This window comes from Chitinophaga filiformis, assembly GCF_900102545.1.
GTDB lineage: Bacteria > Bacteroidota > Bacteroidia > Chitinophagales > Chitinophagaceae > Chitinophaga > Chitinophaga filiformis.
The window spans coordinates 930982-948516 of the sequence record NZ_FNBN01000002.1 but is presented as its reverse complement, the minus strand read 5'-3'; the positions used below and the strand labels follow the sequence as shown (position 1 = coordinate 948516).

Genomic DNA, 17535 nt, shown 5'->3' with positions numbered 1-17535 from the left:
CAGGTGCTATGGCAAAAGGCCAGGCACCTTCAGCATATATCGATACATACACAGAAACGCCCGCTCCGTTCCCGAAGCAGGCGTTCTTTTTTAACAATGACGATCTTACTGTATCAATAATTTCTTCGTGATCACCTTCTCTCCCGACACATATTTCACTACATATACTCCCTTAGGTAACTGCGGAAGATTCAGCCGTACTTCAGCCTGCGCTTTGGCTGTATACACCTGCTTACCATTCAGATCATACACAAACACATACCCTTTACCACTATGATTGGAGATCATAATCTTCGCCTGTCCGTCTGTCGCGGGATTAGGCAGGATACGGATCTCTGGTGCTTTCTCTGTAGTAACTGCACCATTTGCAACAGCCATCGTACCAGCTGCCGCTGCATTGGCCAGTACCACAGTACCATAACCTGATGTATTCTCATAGTTGTACAAGTTGCCAAACCATACCGCCTGACCATCACGCGCTCCTCCATTATCATCATCATCATAACCCGCATCAAAACCAAAGGATACTCCCGCCGATGGCGTAATACCCAACTGCGACCATGGAATGCTGATCTCAACAGTATAACCTCCGCTGATAGCTGCATACGCATGCTGTACGCCACTGACAGCTACTTTACTAAACAAGGAACTGCTATTATATGCCTTGATGAACTGATTATCTTTTCCATCAAACACACTCAGCTTGTTATTATTCGCGTCGATGAATATCTCCACTGCATCATTGTCCCACGAATCAGGAGAGTCTGAATATAATGATCCATCCAGCACCCTGACGCCAATGTAAAGGTTATTGGCATCCCAGAGTACACCAAAAGTAGCGGTGTTATTCGGAGAACCCGTTGTCACTTTACTGATAGTCTGTGAAAGGTTCCAGCTGCTTTCACTCAGACTGCCATTCACCGTAATAGTACCGGATGCCGGACGAGCCTGTATAGTGCCCGGCTGATTAGGATCAGTAACCGTACCTACTGTCACCTGTACCTGGTCGCTGGCCGTCAGACTGCCATCGCTCACTGTCAACTGGAATACATAAGTACTGCCATTAGCCAGCCCGGAAACAACCGGATTAGCAATCGCAGCGTTGCTGAACGTTACCGCCGGACCACTCACTTTTGTCCAGCTGTAGGTAACAGCATTACCTTCCGGATCAGATCCTGTGCCCTGTAAGGTTACAGTCGTAGTATTAGCTGCCAGTGTAACATCCGAGCCTGCATTCGCTACAGGAGGCTGATTAGGAGAGCCACTGCAGGTTGTCAGATAAACAGTACCAAATACTGAAGGATTGGAGAATGCCGTGGTATTCGTTGCAAATGATGCAACCTGTGCATCACGTGTACCGTTATTATCATCATCATCTATCTGTACATCCAGTCCCAAGGGTTTACCCAGCGAAGGAGTAGTACCAATAGTCGTCCACGGAATAGCCACTTCAAGATTATAGCCAGTTGCTGTAGCATACTGCCTGAAGTTGATACCGGTAGTCCTCGTTGCAGAATTACCTCCCGTATGCACCGTATTATCATTCCAGCGGAAGCCCAATTGGAAGTCATTCGCTCCATCATAAGTAGCTCCTTTACTGTTATCGCCATCGATGAATATCTCTACCACATCATCTTCCCACCAACTGCTACCGGAATCAGAGATCCTTGTAGCATCATTCACCTCTACCAACAAATAAAGATTGGTATTATCATACATGGCTCTCCACTTACCGGCGTAATCAGACGGGAGACCACCCAATACAACATTGCTGATATTCCGCACAGGAGCAATTGCCCAGGCGCCGTCAATCGTATTATCAATTACCGGAGGAGTGCCTGATACCTGCGCTATCACAGGCGATACACAAGGTGGATTATCATTATCTGCAATAGTGATCACTGCAACAGTATCACCTCCCAGATTATAGGATGCGTCTTTCTGTAAGCTTAAACGAACCGTCTCCGGACCTTCAAACACCGCATCATTTACCGGTGTAATATTGATGACGGCAGAAGGCTGCGCTGGTGTTAAAGTAACAGTACCACTCAACGCAGGACTAGCCGTATAATCGCTTGCACTGGCCGTACCGGCAACAGTATATTTTACATTGATGCTCTGCGACAGGGAAGAGGTACTAACTGTAAATCTGCCCGCCGTACCATTCTCGGAAGCATTAGGAATCGTCGCAATTACATTTACTCCCGGCAGAATACTTACCTTCCTGGTAGCTGTAAAATTGCCACTGGCAGTAGTCACCGTAATATTAGCCGTACCAAATCCCAAAGCAGTCACTTTACCCGTTGCATCTACTGTAGCTACGGATGTATTGGAACTGCTCCAGGTCACATTCTTATTGGTAGCGTCTACGGGCATAATATCCGCTGTCAGCTGCAAGGTCTGTCCTTCAGTAAGCGTTGTATCATTTGCAGGCTTTATCGCAACACCTGATACAGGAATATTAATGTTCTGTATAATCAACTGGAAATTGGTATTACGATTGATATACGCCCCTGACTCCGCATTGGTAACTGTCAGGTTGTTAAACGTAGCAGTCTGCGAACCTGCCTGTACATACAATCCGAAACCTCCATACACATCTGCCGGAAGGTCACGCACTACAGGATCCAATCCGGTACCATCAATAGTTGTATTGTTAAATACAAGATGATGTAGATTATTCCCATAGATCTGTATACCATCACGCTGGGAACGAAGAATCGTATTATTATCAAACTGCATGTTGAATATGCCGCTACCACCCGCATAGAACTCAATAGCGCCTCTCTTCTGATTCCACAGGTCGTAACTGGTACCACAACCTGTCATCGTGTTTTCGTACACCTTGATCACATTTCCGGGATATTCAAACGTAAACCCAGGGAAATCATTGGTAAAACGGATCGCAGAACCACCCACACCATCTTTGATATAGTTATGATGGATCTCATGCCCGGTACCACCGAAGAGCGCAATACTACCAGCACGCCAGTTATTCTCAATGGTATTATACCGGAAGATATTATTGCGACAGCTCTCGTTGTTACCTGCCACATTAGCCGGCCATACTGCCAGACCATCATCACCATTATTGCGCACACTACACTGCTCTACCACGGAATTGGAAGTACCCTGACAAAAGTTCACGCCATCCGCGTAGTTATTCCTGATACGACACTTCGAAATCACCAGGTCCCTGGTAATATCGATCGGATACGGTTCATCATAACCGGCAATCCAGAAACCACACTCAAAGTGTTCCACCCAGATATCATGTATCCGGGAACCGGTACCATAAGTACCCATAAAACCCTTATAGGTCTTGTACATCTCACCCGGTAGCCTTGGATTGGGCTCATCATATTTCAGACGGTCATTATTGATAGTGCTGAGCGTAAAGTTGGAGATCTCCACATTGCTGGCCCGCCCCATAAAGCCACCATAAAACTGTTTGTCGGTCGAGAAATACACTTCCGTATACCAGATACCAGCCCCCTGGATCTTCATATTGCGGACATTCAATGCGAGTTTATCGCTCAACATAAAACGACCAGCCGGAATATACACGTGTTTGCCCTGCGCCGACGCGGCAGCAATACATGCATTAAAGGCAGCAAAATCGTCTGTCTGATCGTTGGCAACAGCGCCATAATCTGTCACTGAAAGATAATTGGCTGGCTGAGTCAATGCCGCAGGTACAGGCTCCAGTTCAACGAAGTCAACGCCATAGGTAATAGCATCTCCATTGTCTTTCCGGATGCTGAGTTTATCACCCGCATTCAGCGCATTGTCCAGCCGGAAATGCACCTCATCGAAGCGCATGAAGGTCTTGCCTCCGGGCGTCTGCACAGGATCGGCCGCCGGGAAATACTGGTACGCCCAGTAAGAAGAAAGATTGATGTTCCTCACTTTGGTACCGTTCACATACAGTCCCAGTGCGCCACTTCTTCCTGCGCCGGTATTGTCATCGGGCATGGTAAAACGAAGCGTGACGCCCTGGGCTGCCTGTGTCAGCGTCCATTCAACGCTGGCATTGTTACTGTTGAGGCTTACATACTTCTGGTCAGAAGCCTCTGATGCAATGTCAGTCATAACAAATTGAGGTGATTGCTGTAATGCTGCACCACCGTCGAGTGTCGCATTTTCTGCTTCATAGCGCGTGTAAGGCAACTGGTATGCACCGCGGGGAAGTCCATCGCTCTGTGCAAAGGAAGTCATACAGGGTATGAGCAGCATAAAAAGAGTAAGCTGGTACCAGCCAGGAACTTTCCTGTGGTACTTGAACTTGGCAGGACCAGCCTGCGTAATGGACGCGGCATACCGCGCTTTCGAGGGAAAAGAAACGGGTTTTCTCATTATTGTAGGTATTTAGAGACATGGATTTTTAGCCGGACCGCTCAGTATCAGGAACGTGGAAATATTTTTTCATCCGTGGTAATATCAAAGGACGTGAAGTCAGCTGAAATGGGCAAGTAGTACGGAGAAAATATAGAAAATACGGTGCTCACAGAAGGCTGGTTGGCTTATAATAGTTTCAGTATTAATTCACTGTAGATATATGGTTGTCTTAATTGATATAGGTTATTTTGAGACGGATCTGCAGTCAATAGACCGATGCATGCGCATTTAAAACGGGATTTGGGGCCGATTATTTTGTTTACTTTAGCGGCAACTTATGAAATAGTATCTATGGAATTCCGTACCGCCCGAAGTCATTATAATACCTTCTATATGATCGTATTGGGGATCATCATCGGGACGCTGGTAGGCGTCTGCGTAGGCAAGGTTAACTTGTATGTTGTACTGATGTTTTTTGCTGCCATGACGCTGCCTTATATGCTTTTCCGCGTTTATCTTTCAATTGATATTGAAGGCCAACAGCTGATCGTGAAAAGTATGAATTTCTTCAGCAGGAAAACTGACGTCTTTAGCATAAGGGAAGTGGCGCTACAGCTTTATTATATCCCTCGGGTTGGCAAGAGCAAAGCGTTTTATTCAATGTATATCATAAAAGAAGGTAAGATCCTTCACCGGATAAATCATGACATGAAGGAGTTGAGTGTTTTTATTGACCGTTTTAACCGTCATAAGGCAGGAATTTGATAGTCGCAGGCTGCAGTTTCACTCTCGCCTGAAGCCGTCGGCTACGAATAGACTTCCTCCTCCTTGCAAAGGCATCTTTCTCAAAGACATCTTTCCCAAAGACTTTATATAAAACAATCCCTCTCCGGCCATCGTCATTCCCTATCTTACCTGATTTCTCCAACCCCGGACATTTGACAAACATGCTGTCTTCCTCACGCAAATTATCAGATGAATTGTCAGATGAATTATCAGATAAATGATTAGGCAAATAGTCAGCTAAATGATCCGGCAAATAAGCTGCTTCCAATAATATCAATACAGCATCCTCATCAAGCCCCTCTTTTAGCAGTCCCATCGCTTTTCCCACCAATTCCCTGTACTGTTTATACACCCTTCCATTCTCCGGTAGCTGTCTATAAACAAGTGAAGCAATGACTGACGCCTTTTTCAACCAACCCGCATACTCCATCGTTCTTGCAAACGCCGGATCTCGCTTCACACGCTTCCCCGTAAGCGAACTTTTAGAACGGATAAAATACTCCCCGTTCATCAGATATATCGTGACATTATCTCTGGTCCCTATAAAAGGCGGAGGACCTCCCACAAACTTTGCCATAAGGTAAAAATTTTAGGTTTAGAATAGCTACTACGAATATAGACACTTCATGGATACGCCGTATCAGCGTCATGTCAAAGCCGGGTTTAAAGCGTACTTTATTGCCGGAATTGCCGATTATGCCGTTTTTGCATGGAAATAAACAATACAAAACAAAATAAAATAAAATAAACACGAAAGGAGCGGACCTCCAACCAGTAATAGGGACAGCGAAAGTAGCAGGCGGTTTCAGATGGGAATGGCGGGCCGACCGCCATCCCGTACTGAAACCGAAGCTACTTAGCGTAAATGAACCCTATGCGCTCCTTAGCATAATAGAATCCTATCCGCCTGACAACACTCAATAGCGCCGCACATTACTGCCCTCCGACACTACTTCACATAAATAAAACAAGCAAAAAAAGAAGAAGAAAAATAACTGTAATAATGACAATTATACTATATTCATAATGAATTTCACTGTTAGCATGAAAAACACCGGGAGTACTGACCGGTCCGGACCTCTAGTGTAGTAAACAAATCTCCGAAACCCAACTAAAACCCATCGTTATGAAAACGCTTTACGCTTTCTTAGCGCTGCTGCTCATTGCCTATACCCAGGGAATTGCGCAGCAGGCTAACCCAATCACTTATTCTGGTACAGTAACAGATTCTACAGGCATCCCCATCCCGGGAGCCACCGTCGCAGTAAGGAACAGTAACAAAGGAGTGGTAACAAAAAACGACGGCTCATTCACTATTCAAGCCACGCCCGGCACAACAATTTATGTCAGCATCGTAGGCTTCCAACCAAAAGAAGTCCTGCTGGGAAATCAAACAAAATTACAGGTAACCGTCACCTCACAAGCCAGTAACCTTACCGACATCGTAGTAGTCGGTTACGGTACCCAAAGAAAAGCATCCGTAACAGGGGCCGTCAGCACCCTTAAATCGGACGATCTGGTACGAACACCATCAACAACCACCTCCGCTGCTTTAGTGGGAAAAATGCCCGGTATTACGGCCCGTGCTACTGACTCACGACCAGGGAACGGAACGAATATCCAGATCCGTAACCTCGGTAGTCCGCTCTTCGTAATAGATGGTATACCTTATACCGGCAGCACAGCGACAACCGGATTTGGGTTCACCACCGGCTCGGGACAAGACATCTTCAACAACCTCGGACTGGACGATATAGAGAATATCACCATCCTGAAAGATGCCTCTGCCTCTATCTACGGATTGAGAGCCGGCAATGGTGTGGTACTGGTCACAACAAAGAAAGGACGGAAGAATGAACAGCCCAACATCAACCTGTCTGGTTATTACGGCTTCCAGAACTTCACCAGGTATCCTCATCCCGCCAACGCCGGACAATACGTCCGCGCCCTGCTGGAATCAGAACAAAACCTGGGACGCGATCCATCCTTGCTCTACACCCCCGATCAACTGTCAAAGTGGGAAGCGGGTACGGAAAAAGGATACAAGAGCTACGATTACTACAAAGAAGTACTCCGCCCCAATGTGCCGCAATACTATATCAGCGCCAATGCCTCCGGAGGCTCACAACGCTCAAGTTATTATATGTCTGTCAGCCGGTTGAAACAAGACGCTGTAATCAAAGACTACAGTTTTGAACGTACCAACCTGCAGGCGAACCTGGAAAGTAGCCTGGCCAAAGGATTGAAAGTCGGTACACAGATCAGCGCCAGACTGGAAAAGAGACATAACGTAGGTGTACCCGGACTGGACGACTACTTCAACCCATTCCTGAGTATCTTTAGTATGTGGCCCACAGAAAGTCCGTATGCCAATGATAATCCGAAGTACATCAACCAGACACACAATGTAAACGTCAATCCTGTCACCTACAGAGATGATGTAACCGGTTATGTAGACGAATGGTGGCGAGGAATGAACGTCAACCTGAATGCACAATACGATTTACCGTTCGGACTAAGTATCAAAGGCATCTACTCGTATAATTTCCTCAATGAAGAATTTGACGGTTTCGAATATACCTGGAACGCGTACAAATACAACGCTACGACAGACAGCTACTACACAGAGCCCGGCTTCGGTAACCAGAACCCATGGAGAGAAAGACATAAGAGAAACGTGATCTCCCGTTATGCGCAATTCCAGATGAGCTTTGCCCGAAAATTCGGCGATCATAACATCTCCGCAGTAGGTGCATATGAATTGTCTGACTACGACAACTCTTATTATGTAGTACACACCATCCCCACCAATAACTATGTACCTACACAGTACCTGGTGGAACAGGATTACCTCTCAGATGAATGGTCGCTGGAAGCAAGAGCCGGTTATATCGGCAGGATCAACTACGACTACAAGTCAAAATATCTCCTTGAAGTATTAGGCCGCTACGACGGTTCTTACCTCTATGCCCGCGGTAAACGATGGGGTTTCTTCCCAGGCGTATCTCTCGGTTGGAGGATCTCTGAAGAACCCTGGCTGAAGGGCCGTTTCGGCAATGCACTGAATGACCTGAAGATAAGAGCTTCTTACGGAGAAACCGGAAGTGAAATAGGCTTCTCAGATGGTAATCCGCCGAGCGCATTCAGTTATCTCTCCGGATATAACTTCAACAATGGAGGTGCTGTTATGAATGGCAGTTATGTAATCGGCTTAAGACCCCGCGGATTACCGGTAACTGAACTGTCATGGGTAAAGAACAGGTCCATTAACGCAGGTATAGATTTCACGGTATGGGATAATCACATCAGCGGTCAGTTTGATGTATTTCAACGCCGTCGTTCCGGCTTGCCGGCTGCCCGTTATGATGTATTGCTGCCTAGTGAAGTAGGGTATTCATTACCCAATGCCAACCTGAATACAGATGCCACCCGTGGTATTGAAGGGATGATATCCTACACAGGAAAATCTGGTAAGGTAGATTATTCACTGGCTGTAAATGCCACCTATGCAAGATTAAGGTCAGTGAGTACCTACAAACCACGTTTCGGTAATGCCTGGGATCAATACCGCAGCTCCATTGAAAACCGCTGGTCAAATGTTACCTGGGGCTATCATGTAATAGGCCGCTTTGAGTCGGAAGAAGAGATTAAGACCTATGATATTGATAATGATGGCAGAGGCAACCGCACAGAACTTCCAGGAGATTTCAGATATGAAGATGTGAACGGCGATAAGATCATCAATGGTCTTGATCAACGTCCCATTGGTTACGCTCAAGGCGCACAACCCTATGTAAGCTTTGGCCTCAATGGTAGTGTCGCATATAAAGGCTTCACCGTACGTTTTGACTTTGCCGGCGCTGCTATGCAGTCCTTCCTGCGTGACTGGGAGCTACGTTATCCCTTCCAGAACAATGGCTCGTCTCCCGCATATATGCTGGCTGACCGCTGGCATAGGGAAGATCCTTACAATCCTACCAGCAGATGGATCAGTGGTAAATATCCAGCTATCAGGAAAGACAATACTACACACGTGAACTATGCCGTAAACGATTTCTGGATTACCAATGTGCGCTATCTCAGGCTGAAGAACCTGGAATTGGGTTACAACTTCTCCAAAGATCTGATTAAACGTGTTGGCCTTTCTGCATTGCGTGTATATGTAAACGGAACAAACCTGTTCTCCATCGATAACGTGAAGGAATATGAAATTGATCCTGAGATCAGTTCCACCAACGGATTGGTTTACCCGCAGCAACGCCTTTACAACTTTGGTTTTAACGTATCCTTCTAAGACTTCTTTAATGCTTATTATATGAAACGACTATATACGCTTTGCCTCCTGACCCTGTTGCTCACAGGCTGTATGAAAGACTGGCTGGACAGGGAGCCACGCACGATCTTATCTGACGAACAGGTCTGGAATGACCCTAAACAGATCGTGGCACTACTCGCTAATTTCTACGACAGGATCCCTGCTGAAACAGGACTGGTAGATGTAAATGACGGCGCCGACGGACGCTTATTCCAGTGGCGCAATACGGCTGACTATGATGAAGCCATGTGGAGTGGCCAATCTAATGAAGACGGCCGTAATAATATCGCTTCCTATGGCTTTGGCAGATCATATCTCTGGAACTATACCTACATCCGTGATATCAATCTGGCGTTAGAGAATATTGAGAAATACGGTGTCAGCCTCTCTGCAGATGCGAAGAAACAGTACTCCGCAGAACTGCGTTTCCTGCGTGCGCTCAATTACTTCAACCTGGTAAAGAGAATGGGAGGAGTTCCATTGGTAACGAAACAGCTCATATACGACTATTCCGGTAATGTAGCAGATCTGCAACAACCCCGTGCAAAGGAATCAGAAGTCTATGATTTCATCGCCACTGAAATAGATGCTATCAAAGATCAGTTAGGCAATGGCGGCAGCATCACCCGTGCTAACAAATACACTGCATTAGCGTTAAAGAGCCGCGCTATGTTGTACGCAGGTTCTCTCGCAAAATACAACAGCCTCATGCCCGTGCCTATTACAACACCTGGTGGCGAAGTAGGGATACCCGGCAGTATGGCGAATGGCTATTATCAAAAGGCGCTTGATGCGGCCAAAGAGATCATCAACAGCGGCGCTTACACCCTGTACAGGAACAACCCTGATGCCGGTGAAAACTTCTACGAAGCCGTCACAAAAAAGGCTACCAATCGTGAAGTGATTTTTGTAAAAGACTACCTGCTGCCCACCCGTAAACACTGGTTTTCATATGATAATATCGCCCGCGGTATCAGGGAAGATAACCTGGGCTCTTCTTCAGTAGTGCCTTCCCTGAACCTGGTAGAAAGTTTTGAATATAAAGATGGTTCAAACGGCGCACTGAAAACACGCACGCCTGATAACAGCGATTATATCTACTACGACAAGCTGTCTGATATCTTCGCCAACAAAGACGCACGTTTATATGGTACCGTCATTTATCCCGGCACCTCTTTTAAAAGCTTGCCAGTCGCTATACAGGCAGGTGTAATGGTGTGGAACAGCGGCCGTAACGCCTATGATGTGGTAGAAGGAAGCGACCTCGGTACCACCTATAGTGATGGTAAAATGCTAACCGGTTCTTCAGGCCCCCATCGTTCCATACAGGAAGTATCGAATACAGGATTTTATATGAGGAAGTTCATCGATCCGAACGATAAAACAAGTACCAGGGGAATTCAAAGTGATGTCTGGTGGGTATGGTTCCGCCTGGGTGAAATATACCTGAATGCAGCGGAAGCAGCGTTTGAATTGGGCCAGACAGGAGATGCACTGCTTTATATCAATACACTGCGTGAAAGAGCAGGTTTCGCACCTAACAGCCTCACATCACTGACCATAGAAAGAATACAAAATGAACGCAGGGTAGAGTTGGCATTTGAAGATCACCGCCTCTGGGACCTGAAACGCTGGCGTATAGCAGATAAAGTATGGAACGGAGATGCCTCCAATCCCAATGCAATGATCTACGCATTGTATCCTTATCGCGTAATACGCCCGGGTGATGCCGACCGCGACGGAAAATATGTCTTCGTGAAAATGGTGGCTCCCCGTTTCAGAGCGCCCCGTTTCTTCCAGCTGGGGAATTACTATACTGCTATTAACCAGTCGGTGTTGAACAACAATCCGAAGATCATCAAGAACCCTTTTCATTAACCTGTTAACATGCACAATATGAATAAGATACTATCATCCTCTTTCATCGCCATGCTGTTATGCATACTGGTGATTGGATGTAAAAAGGATAACTATGAAAAGCCAACATCGATCCTCTCCGGAAAAGTGATCTACAATAAAGAGGCGATAGGAGTGCGCTCTAATGGCGTACAGCTGGAACTCTGGCAACACGGTTTCCAGTTGTTTACCAAGATCCCGGTATACGTAGCGCAGGACGGCTCCTTCTCCGCCTCCCTGTTTGATGGCAATTATAAACTGGTAAGGTTGCCAGGTAATGGTCCATGGGTAAATAATACAGACTCCATCGATGTTACAGTAAAAGGTGGAACGACAATAGAAGTGCCGGTACAGCCTTATTTCATTATCAAAAATGCCACAGCCAGCAAAACCGGAACAACAGTAACCGCCACATTCTCAATCGAAAGGATCAATGCATCACAGCCATTGGAATCAGCGTCGCTGTACCTTGGGAAAACAGAAATCGTAGATGGCGTTAATAATCTCAAGGCAACAGCACTAAGCGCGAGTCAAATAGGCGACATTACAGCTCCTGTTACTATCACGGCGACTATTCCTGCTACCCTGACGGGGGAATCTTTTTTCTACGCCCGTATAGGCGTTAAAACAGCTGGCGTGGGAGAGCAGATCTATACACAACCATTTAAAATTGAATAGATAGGAGTCATAATTATTCCTGTTAAGCCCGCCAGAATGTTTATACTTTTTGGCGGGCTTTATAATATCCTGTAAACCAATTGAACAAAGCAAGTAGCATCTTTTCATTTAAAATATTATTTTTATTCAAATTGTAGAAGAATGTCCCTGGAAATACTGAAGCAGCACCTACTATCCCGATGGAAACAGGCATTTCATGAGTTTGATCGTTTGCAAGAATATAAAACCCGCGTCTCCTCCGAAAAATATATCCCAGGCTTTCGATATAACCTCGAAGATTATGGCACACCTGCCTTTCTGCAGCCGGAAGAAAAGTTATTTCCCGTAGCCGCAGTAAGGGAAATCAACGACTACCATTTTTATGGTATCGCTGCCGACGGATTACCCTGTTATACTTCCTATGGTCATGCTGTTGACAACGTATTCTGGGAAGGCTACTATTCCTATGGTAAAGAATGGGTCGAATATGTAGAATATAACACCGGCACAAAAATACCCTCCTGTATCAAAAGGATCCAGTATGATGAAAACGGGCAGAAAGTGGCCTGGCAGTTTTTACGCGTCATTGGTAGAGGAGAAGGAGATGTCTATATGAACATGAATACAGCAGAGAAAATAGACAGTATCATAGATCATCAACATTCCCTGTTTTGTAACATTGAAAAGTATGAACTGTCTGCAGGACGTATTGAGAAAGGCCATTGCCTGAGCATTACACCCGGTACCGGGGAATCTGAATACGAGAACATCTACAAATATAACAGCGACGGTATTCTGGACGAGATAAGAGCAGTTGATGCATCTGGTGCAAGTAAATTGTCTTATGCCCGTCCGGAAGAAAAACTGAACATACATACATTGATGGCTACCGTTGCCGAAAATATGGCAATCGCCGTTGCAGATGCGCTGGAAACGCATGAAGTGGAAGCACCCTTGTCCCTGCTGGAGCTGAGTTATCATTATGCAGATGTTTACATTCCTTCACTGTCGCCCCGTTCAGTAGCCTTCACAAGAATGATCTCGAAACAACATCCGGACGAAGATATCTTTGATCTTATATTCCTTGCTACCGAACTGGATCATGCCTATCTTGATATTGCACCAGAGAAGTTTGAGCGTCCCTTTATACAACTGATGCAGATCATCAGCAGGGAAGAAAAATGGGAAATGGGTAGTGTGTTACTGCGTAAAGTAGCGCATATTCTTACCACGGAAAGATTATTCGGCAGACTACCAGTAGGAGAGGAATTCGCGGCATATGCTGTAGACTGGGGAATGGAAATGGAAGATTTTGAAGATGTGCTGCGGGAATGCGGTGTAACCGGAAAAGTAATCAGTTCCTGGAAGGAGCGGGGCTGGTTATGATGATGCACTACAGGAAAACATAAGATATGCAACATAGAAAAAGGTTACAGCCACGGGAGGACTGTAACCTTATTTTCTGAATAACCACTCTTCTGGGGGGATGTTTAATCAAAAAGTTTACAAAACTGCAAAATGAAGAAAACTCATTTATATAGGTAAAGGAAAAAGCATAGCAAGACAGCCCTTGTTACAAGGGAAATTCAACATAAATTCAAAAAATATTAGCCTTAATAAAATTGTCCCCCAAATGCTGTTCTACAAGTACAGATATAGAATAATTCTAATAATGATGGTACTTACGTAGGAAGATCCTCAGATGGATTTCGAATGCCAAAAAAATGTTAAACTTTTTTTCATCACGCAGGCATTTCTCACCCTATATTTGTGATGAATCAATTTTAAATCAATCGATAATGGAATTTGCACAACCGGACAGGGAGATATTCAATCAGTTGGTAACAATGAAAATGCCATACGGTAAATACAAGGATGTATTGCTGTGTGACCTGCCGGTTTCTTACCTGGAATGGTTTCAGCGTAAAGGGTTTCCACAGGGCAAACTGGGGATGTTGCTGGCTACGCTGTATGAAATAAAGTCGAACGGCCTTACGGGGCTGCTCACTCCCCTGAAAGGGAAATAGTTGATAACTGTGAGATTGTCAATTGACAGATCACTTGACTTCCCTGAACACCACAATACCATTATGTCCGCCAAACCCAAAGGTGTTGCTCATCGCTACACTGATCTTCTTTTGTACTGCATTGCCCATCACGATCTGTAAACCCGCAGGAATAGCTGGATCAGGATTGGTCGTATTGATAGTAGGAGGAACGATGCCGTTGTTGATACTCAATACAGAGGCAATCGCTTCAATAGCACCTGCAGCTCCCAGTAAATGACCTGTCATGGATTTAGTCGCGCTGATAGACAAATGTTGCGGTGATTCTCCAAAAAGCGACCTGATAGCGGCCAGCTCACTCAGATCTCCCACAGGAGTAGAGGTAGCATGTGCATTCAGGTAATCCACGTCCTGCGGTGTGAGTCCTGCATCTTCCAATGCACTTTTCATCGCCCGTAACGCGCCTAATCCCTCAGGATGTGTAGCGGTCATATGATAGGCATCAGCCGTCATAGCAGCACCTGCAACTTCCGCATAAATATGTGCGCCTCTGGCCACTGCATGTTCATATTCTTCCAGCACCAGTGCAGCTGCACCTTCGCCCATCACAAAACCATCCCTTTCAGTATCAAATGGCCTGGATGCAGTAGCTGGATCATCATTCCTGGTCGACATCGCTTTCATTGCACAGAATCCCCCTACAGAAGCCTCCGTGATCGGTGCTTCAGAACCTCCGGTAATGATCACTTTCGCCTTCCCCAGCCTGATATAATTCAATGCGTCCATGATGGCCGTATTGGAAGTCGAACAAGCCGAAACAGTCGTATAGTTGATACCCATCAGGCCAAACCTGATAGAGATCATACCGGAAGCCATATTAGCAATAAGCTTAGGCACGAAGAAAGGATTGAAACGCGGTACATAATTACCAACAGTATATTCTTTCACCTGCTCCTCAAACGTCAGCATACCTCCCTGACCGGAACCCCAGATAACGCCACTATCAAACGGATCCATTTTGGAGAAATCCAGTCCTGAATCTGTCACCGCCTGCTGTGCAGCAATCAGCGCATATTGCGTAAACGGATCTGTCTTGCGTATATCATTCCGGTCCAGAAGTTTCGCCGGGTCATAGTCCTTTAGTTCACAGGCAAACTGTGTTCTGAAAGGGTCCGGATTGAACTTTGTAATACGCGCAGCTCCGCTCTTACCTGCTACCAGGTTGTTCCAGAAATCAGTCACATTATTACCTATAGGCGTCAGTGCACCCAAACCAGTAATGACAGCTCTTTTTAATGTTTGCATGTATCTTATTTATTAGCTAGTTTATTATAACTTTTATTTTCCCGCACCCAGATCCCTCAACAACTGATGCGTAATCCTGCCAAACACCTTACTTCCCATCACCCTGCTCAACAGCAATGACGCCAGTAAATTACTTATCACCAACAGGGCCCTGTCAGATGGTTCTCCTTCAAAACGGAACAATCCTTTCTCACGTCCCCTTTCAAGGCAACCACTCGTCCACTCCAGGATAGCCGATGAAAGATCCGTAATCTTATCCTGTAAGGGCTCCGGCAGCGTCTCATAATCCGGCGACAGTGATCCCATCAGACACACCAGACCTTCCTTATTTTTTCTACTAAACGTATCAAATAAGAACTTCAGCTGCTTATCCTCCGGCTGCGCCGCCAACTTACCCGTGCTCGCCATAAACTGTTGCAGCTCAACATCTATCACCGCTACACCCAGATCTGTTTTCGTTGGAAAGTGATAATGAATGGCAGCATTCTTTATCTCCAGGGGATCAGATATATCCTTATAGCTAAAGGCATTATACCCCCTGCTCTTGATCAGCTGGTCTGCCAGCGATACTATTCTGTCTTTAGTGTCCTGCATAGTACAAAATTACTTACTTGTAAGTAAGTAAACAAATTGTTTCGCTTGGCATTCTTATTGAGCAATAAGCCATAAAAAAAAGACATGGCTGCAACACACAATAAAGAACTCGTAAAAACGCTGGAACAATTCTTAAACGGTGGTCACGCACACGCAACTTTCGATGACGCCGTAAAAGGGCTGCCTGCTGACTTAAGAGGTGTAGTGCCTGAGGGGCTGCCTTACAGCATCTGGCAAATAGTAGAACATATCAGGATAACACAATGGGATATACTTGAATTCTCCCGCAATCCTAAACATGAGTCGCCGGCATGGCCGGAAGGATATTGGCCCAAAGAAGCAGTGCCCAGTGAAGCGGCCTGGAAAAAATGCCTGACACAGATCAAACATGACCTGAAAGAATTTATCGATCTGCTGAAAGATCCTGACGCCGATCTGTATGCTCCTTTCCCGCATGGCGACGGACAACATCTCTTACGTGAAGCAATGCTGATAGCAGATCATACCAGTTATCACACCGGCGAAATTATCGTGCTCAGAAGATTACTGGGCGCGTGGAAGTCATAAAAAAGAGAAGCTGCCCCCGGATGATACCTGTGGGCAGCTTCTCTTTTTCTCTGGCATTATATGCACAACCACATACAGTCGGCAAACCATCTGCGACTGTCAAAGAAATCGGTTACTGTTTCAAAACCCGACTGTATCGCCATCTGCTCTATTGATTCCAGATCATACTTCTGCGAGATCTCCATGTGCACATGCTCATGCAGTCCGAAATGGAAAGTCCGTTCGCCGATCTTTATATCCTGTTCTTCCAGGCTCACAAGATAGCTTTTACAAGCCCCTGTTCCCGGATCATAAGTTGCATAATGCTCAAACTTGCTGATATCAAAATTACCGCCCAGCTCACGGTTGATGCGTTTCAAAAGGTTCAGGTTAAAATCCCTTGTAAAACCAGCGGCATCATTATAAGCATCCAGGATGATCTGCGGATGTTTCTTCAGGTCAAAACCGATGATCACTATGTCGCCCGGCTGGAGATAATTACGCAACTGACGACAGAACTTTCTCGCCTCCGGCGGCGTGAAGTTGCCGATATTACCACCCATACATAACACTACTTTCGTCTTCCGTGATAATATACCCGCTTGCTGTAACATGTCGAAATACTCGCCATTCAATCCATGCATCTTCAGGTCCGGTAACTGCTGCGGCAATGAACGTTCCAGTTGGGTGATCACATTACCCGAAATATCCACCGGGTAATATGTAAAATCCTGTCCTGTCTTCAATAATTCCTTCAACAGGTGAATGGATTTTGTTGCATCGCCTGCGCCCAGTTCCACCACATCGAAATGCCTGGTGTGCGACAGGATCGTCTGACTGATCACAGCAGACTGCTCCCGCAATATTTCCATTTCGCAATTGGTCAGATAGTATTCATGGCAACGCATGATCTCCTGGAAAAGACGGTCGCCCTCCGCATCATAGAAATACTTGGAATCCAGGTATTTGTTTTTTGCGCTGAGCCCGCGGATCACATCCTGGGAGAAGATCTCCTGTTGGTCCTGTTTTACAGGAACTAATACCGTATGCATTACAGAGGTGGTGGCCATAATGTAATTATTAGTGTAATAA

Annotated in this window: 12 protein-coding genes; 7 read left to right on the top strand and 5 right to left on the bottom strand. The window is 45.8% G+C overall.

Features of this window, described 5'->3' with window-relative positions:
* Positions 1-105: 105 nt before the first annotated feature.
* A complete protein-coding gene (locus BLR32_RS10265; RefSeq protein ID WP_089831272.1) occupies positions 106-4356 on the bottom strand; it encodes a sugar-binding protein in 4251 nt (1416 codons plus the stop codon).
* Positions 4357-4689: 333 nt separating this feature from the next.
* Between BLR32_RS10265 and BLR32_RS10260 the strand changes: the two genes are divergently transcribed.
* Positions 4690-5103 (top strand): hypothetical protein, encoded by a 414-nt coding sequence (locus BLR32_RS10260; RefSeq protein ID WP_089831270.1) that lies wholly within the window; start codon positions 4690-4692, stop codon positions 5101-5103.
* Here the strand turns inward: BLR32_RS10260 and BLR32_RS10255 are convergent.
* On the bottom strand, positions 5078-5701 hold the full coding sequence (locus BLR32_RS10255) for a hypothetical protein (protein WP_089831268.1): 624 nt from the start codon (positions 5699-5701) through the stop codon (positions 5078-5080). The genes BLR32_RS10260 and BLR32_RS10255 overlap by 26 nt on opposite strands.
* A 549-nt stretch (positions 5702-6250) precedes the next feature.
* Here BLR32_RS10255 and BLR32_RS10250 point away from each other — a divergent pair.
* From BLR32_RS10250 to BLR32_RS10230, 5 genes are all read left to right on the top strand, one after another.
* On the top strand, positions 6251-9418 hold the full coding sequence (locus BLR32_RS10250) for a SusC/RagA family TonB-linked outer membrane protein (protein WP_089831266.1): 3168 nt from the start codon (positions 6251-6253) through the stop codon (positions 9416-9418).
* Between the two features lie 21 nt (positions 9419-9439).
* Positions 9440-11317 (top strand): RagB/SusD family nutrient uptake outer membrane protein, encoded by a 1878-nt coding sequence (locus BLR32_RS10245; RefSeq protein ID WP_089831264.1) that lies wholly within the window; start codon positions 9440-9442, stop codon positions 11315-11317.
* A gap of 18 nt (positions 11318-11335) precedes the next feature.
* Positions 11336-12013, top strand: coding sequence for a DUF3823 domain-containing protein (locus BLR32_RS10240; RefSeq protein WP_089831262.1), 678 nt, complete (start codon positions 11336-11338; stop codon positions 12011-12013).
* A 141-nt stretch (positions 12014-12154) separates the two neighbouring features.
* Positions 12155-13378, top strand: a complete 1224-nt coding sequence (locus BLR32_RS10235) for a hypothetical protein (protein WP_089831260.1) — start codon at positions 12155-12157, stop codon at positions 13376-13378.
* Between the two features lie 413 nt (positions 13379-13791).
* Positions 13792-14019, top strand: a complete 228-nt coding sequence (locus BLR32_RS10230) for a DUF3820 family protein (RefSeq protein WP_089831257.1) — start codon at positions 13792-13794, stop codon at positions 14017-14019.
* Between the two features lie 30 nt (positions 14020-14049).
* On the opposite strand, the gene fabF is transcribed toward BLR32_RS10230, so the two are convergent.
* Positions 14050-15303: a beta-ketoacyl-ACP synthase II gene (fabF, locus tag BLR32_RS10225; protein WP_089831255.1), complete on the bottom strand. Its 1254-nt coding sequence runs from the start codon at positions 15301-15303 to the stop codon at positions 14050-14052.
* Positions 15304-15336: 33 nt separating this feature from the next.
* A complete protein-coding gene (locus tag BLR32_RS10220) occupies positions 15337-15897 on the bottom strand; it encodes a TetR/AcrR family transcriptional regulator (protein ID WP_089831253.1) in 561 nt (186 codons plus the stop codon).
* A gap of 84 nt (positions 15898-15981) precedes the next feature.
* Between BLR32_RS10220 and BLR32_RS10215 the strand changes: the two genes are divergently transcribed.
* Entirely contained in the window at positions 15982-16464 is a 483-nt protein-coding gene (locus BLR32_RS10215) for a DinB family protein (protein ID WP_089831251.1), read from the top strand.
* Between the two features lie 56 nt (positions 16465-16520).
* On the opposite strand, the gene BLR32_RS10210 is transcribed toward BLR32_RS10215, so the two are convergent.
* Positions 16521-17513, bottom strand: a complete 993-nt coding sequence (locus BLR32_RS10210) for an L-histidine N(alpha)-methyltransferase (protein ID WP_089831249.1) — start codon at positions 17511-17513, stop codon at positions 16521-16523.
* Positions 17514-17535: the final 22 nt, after the last annotated feature.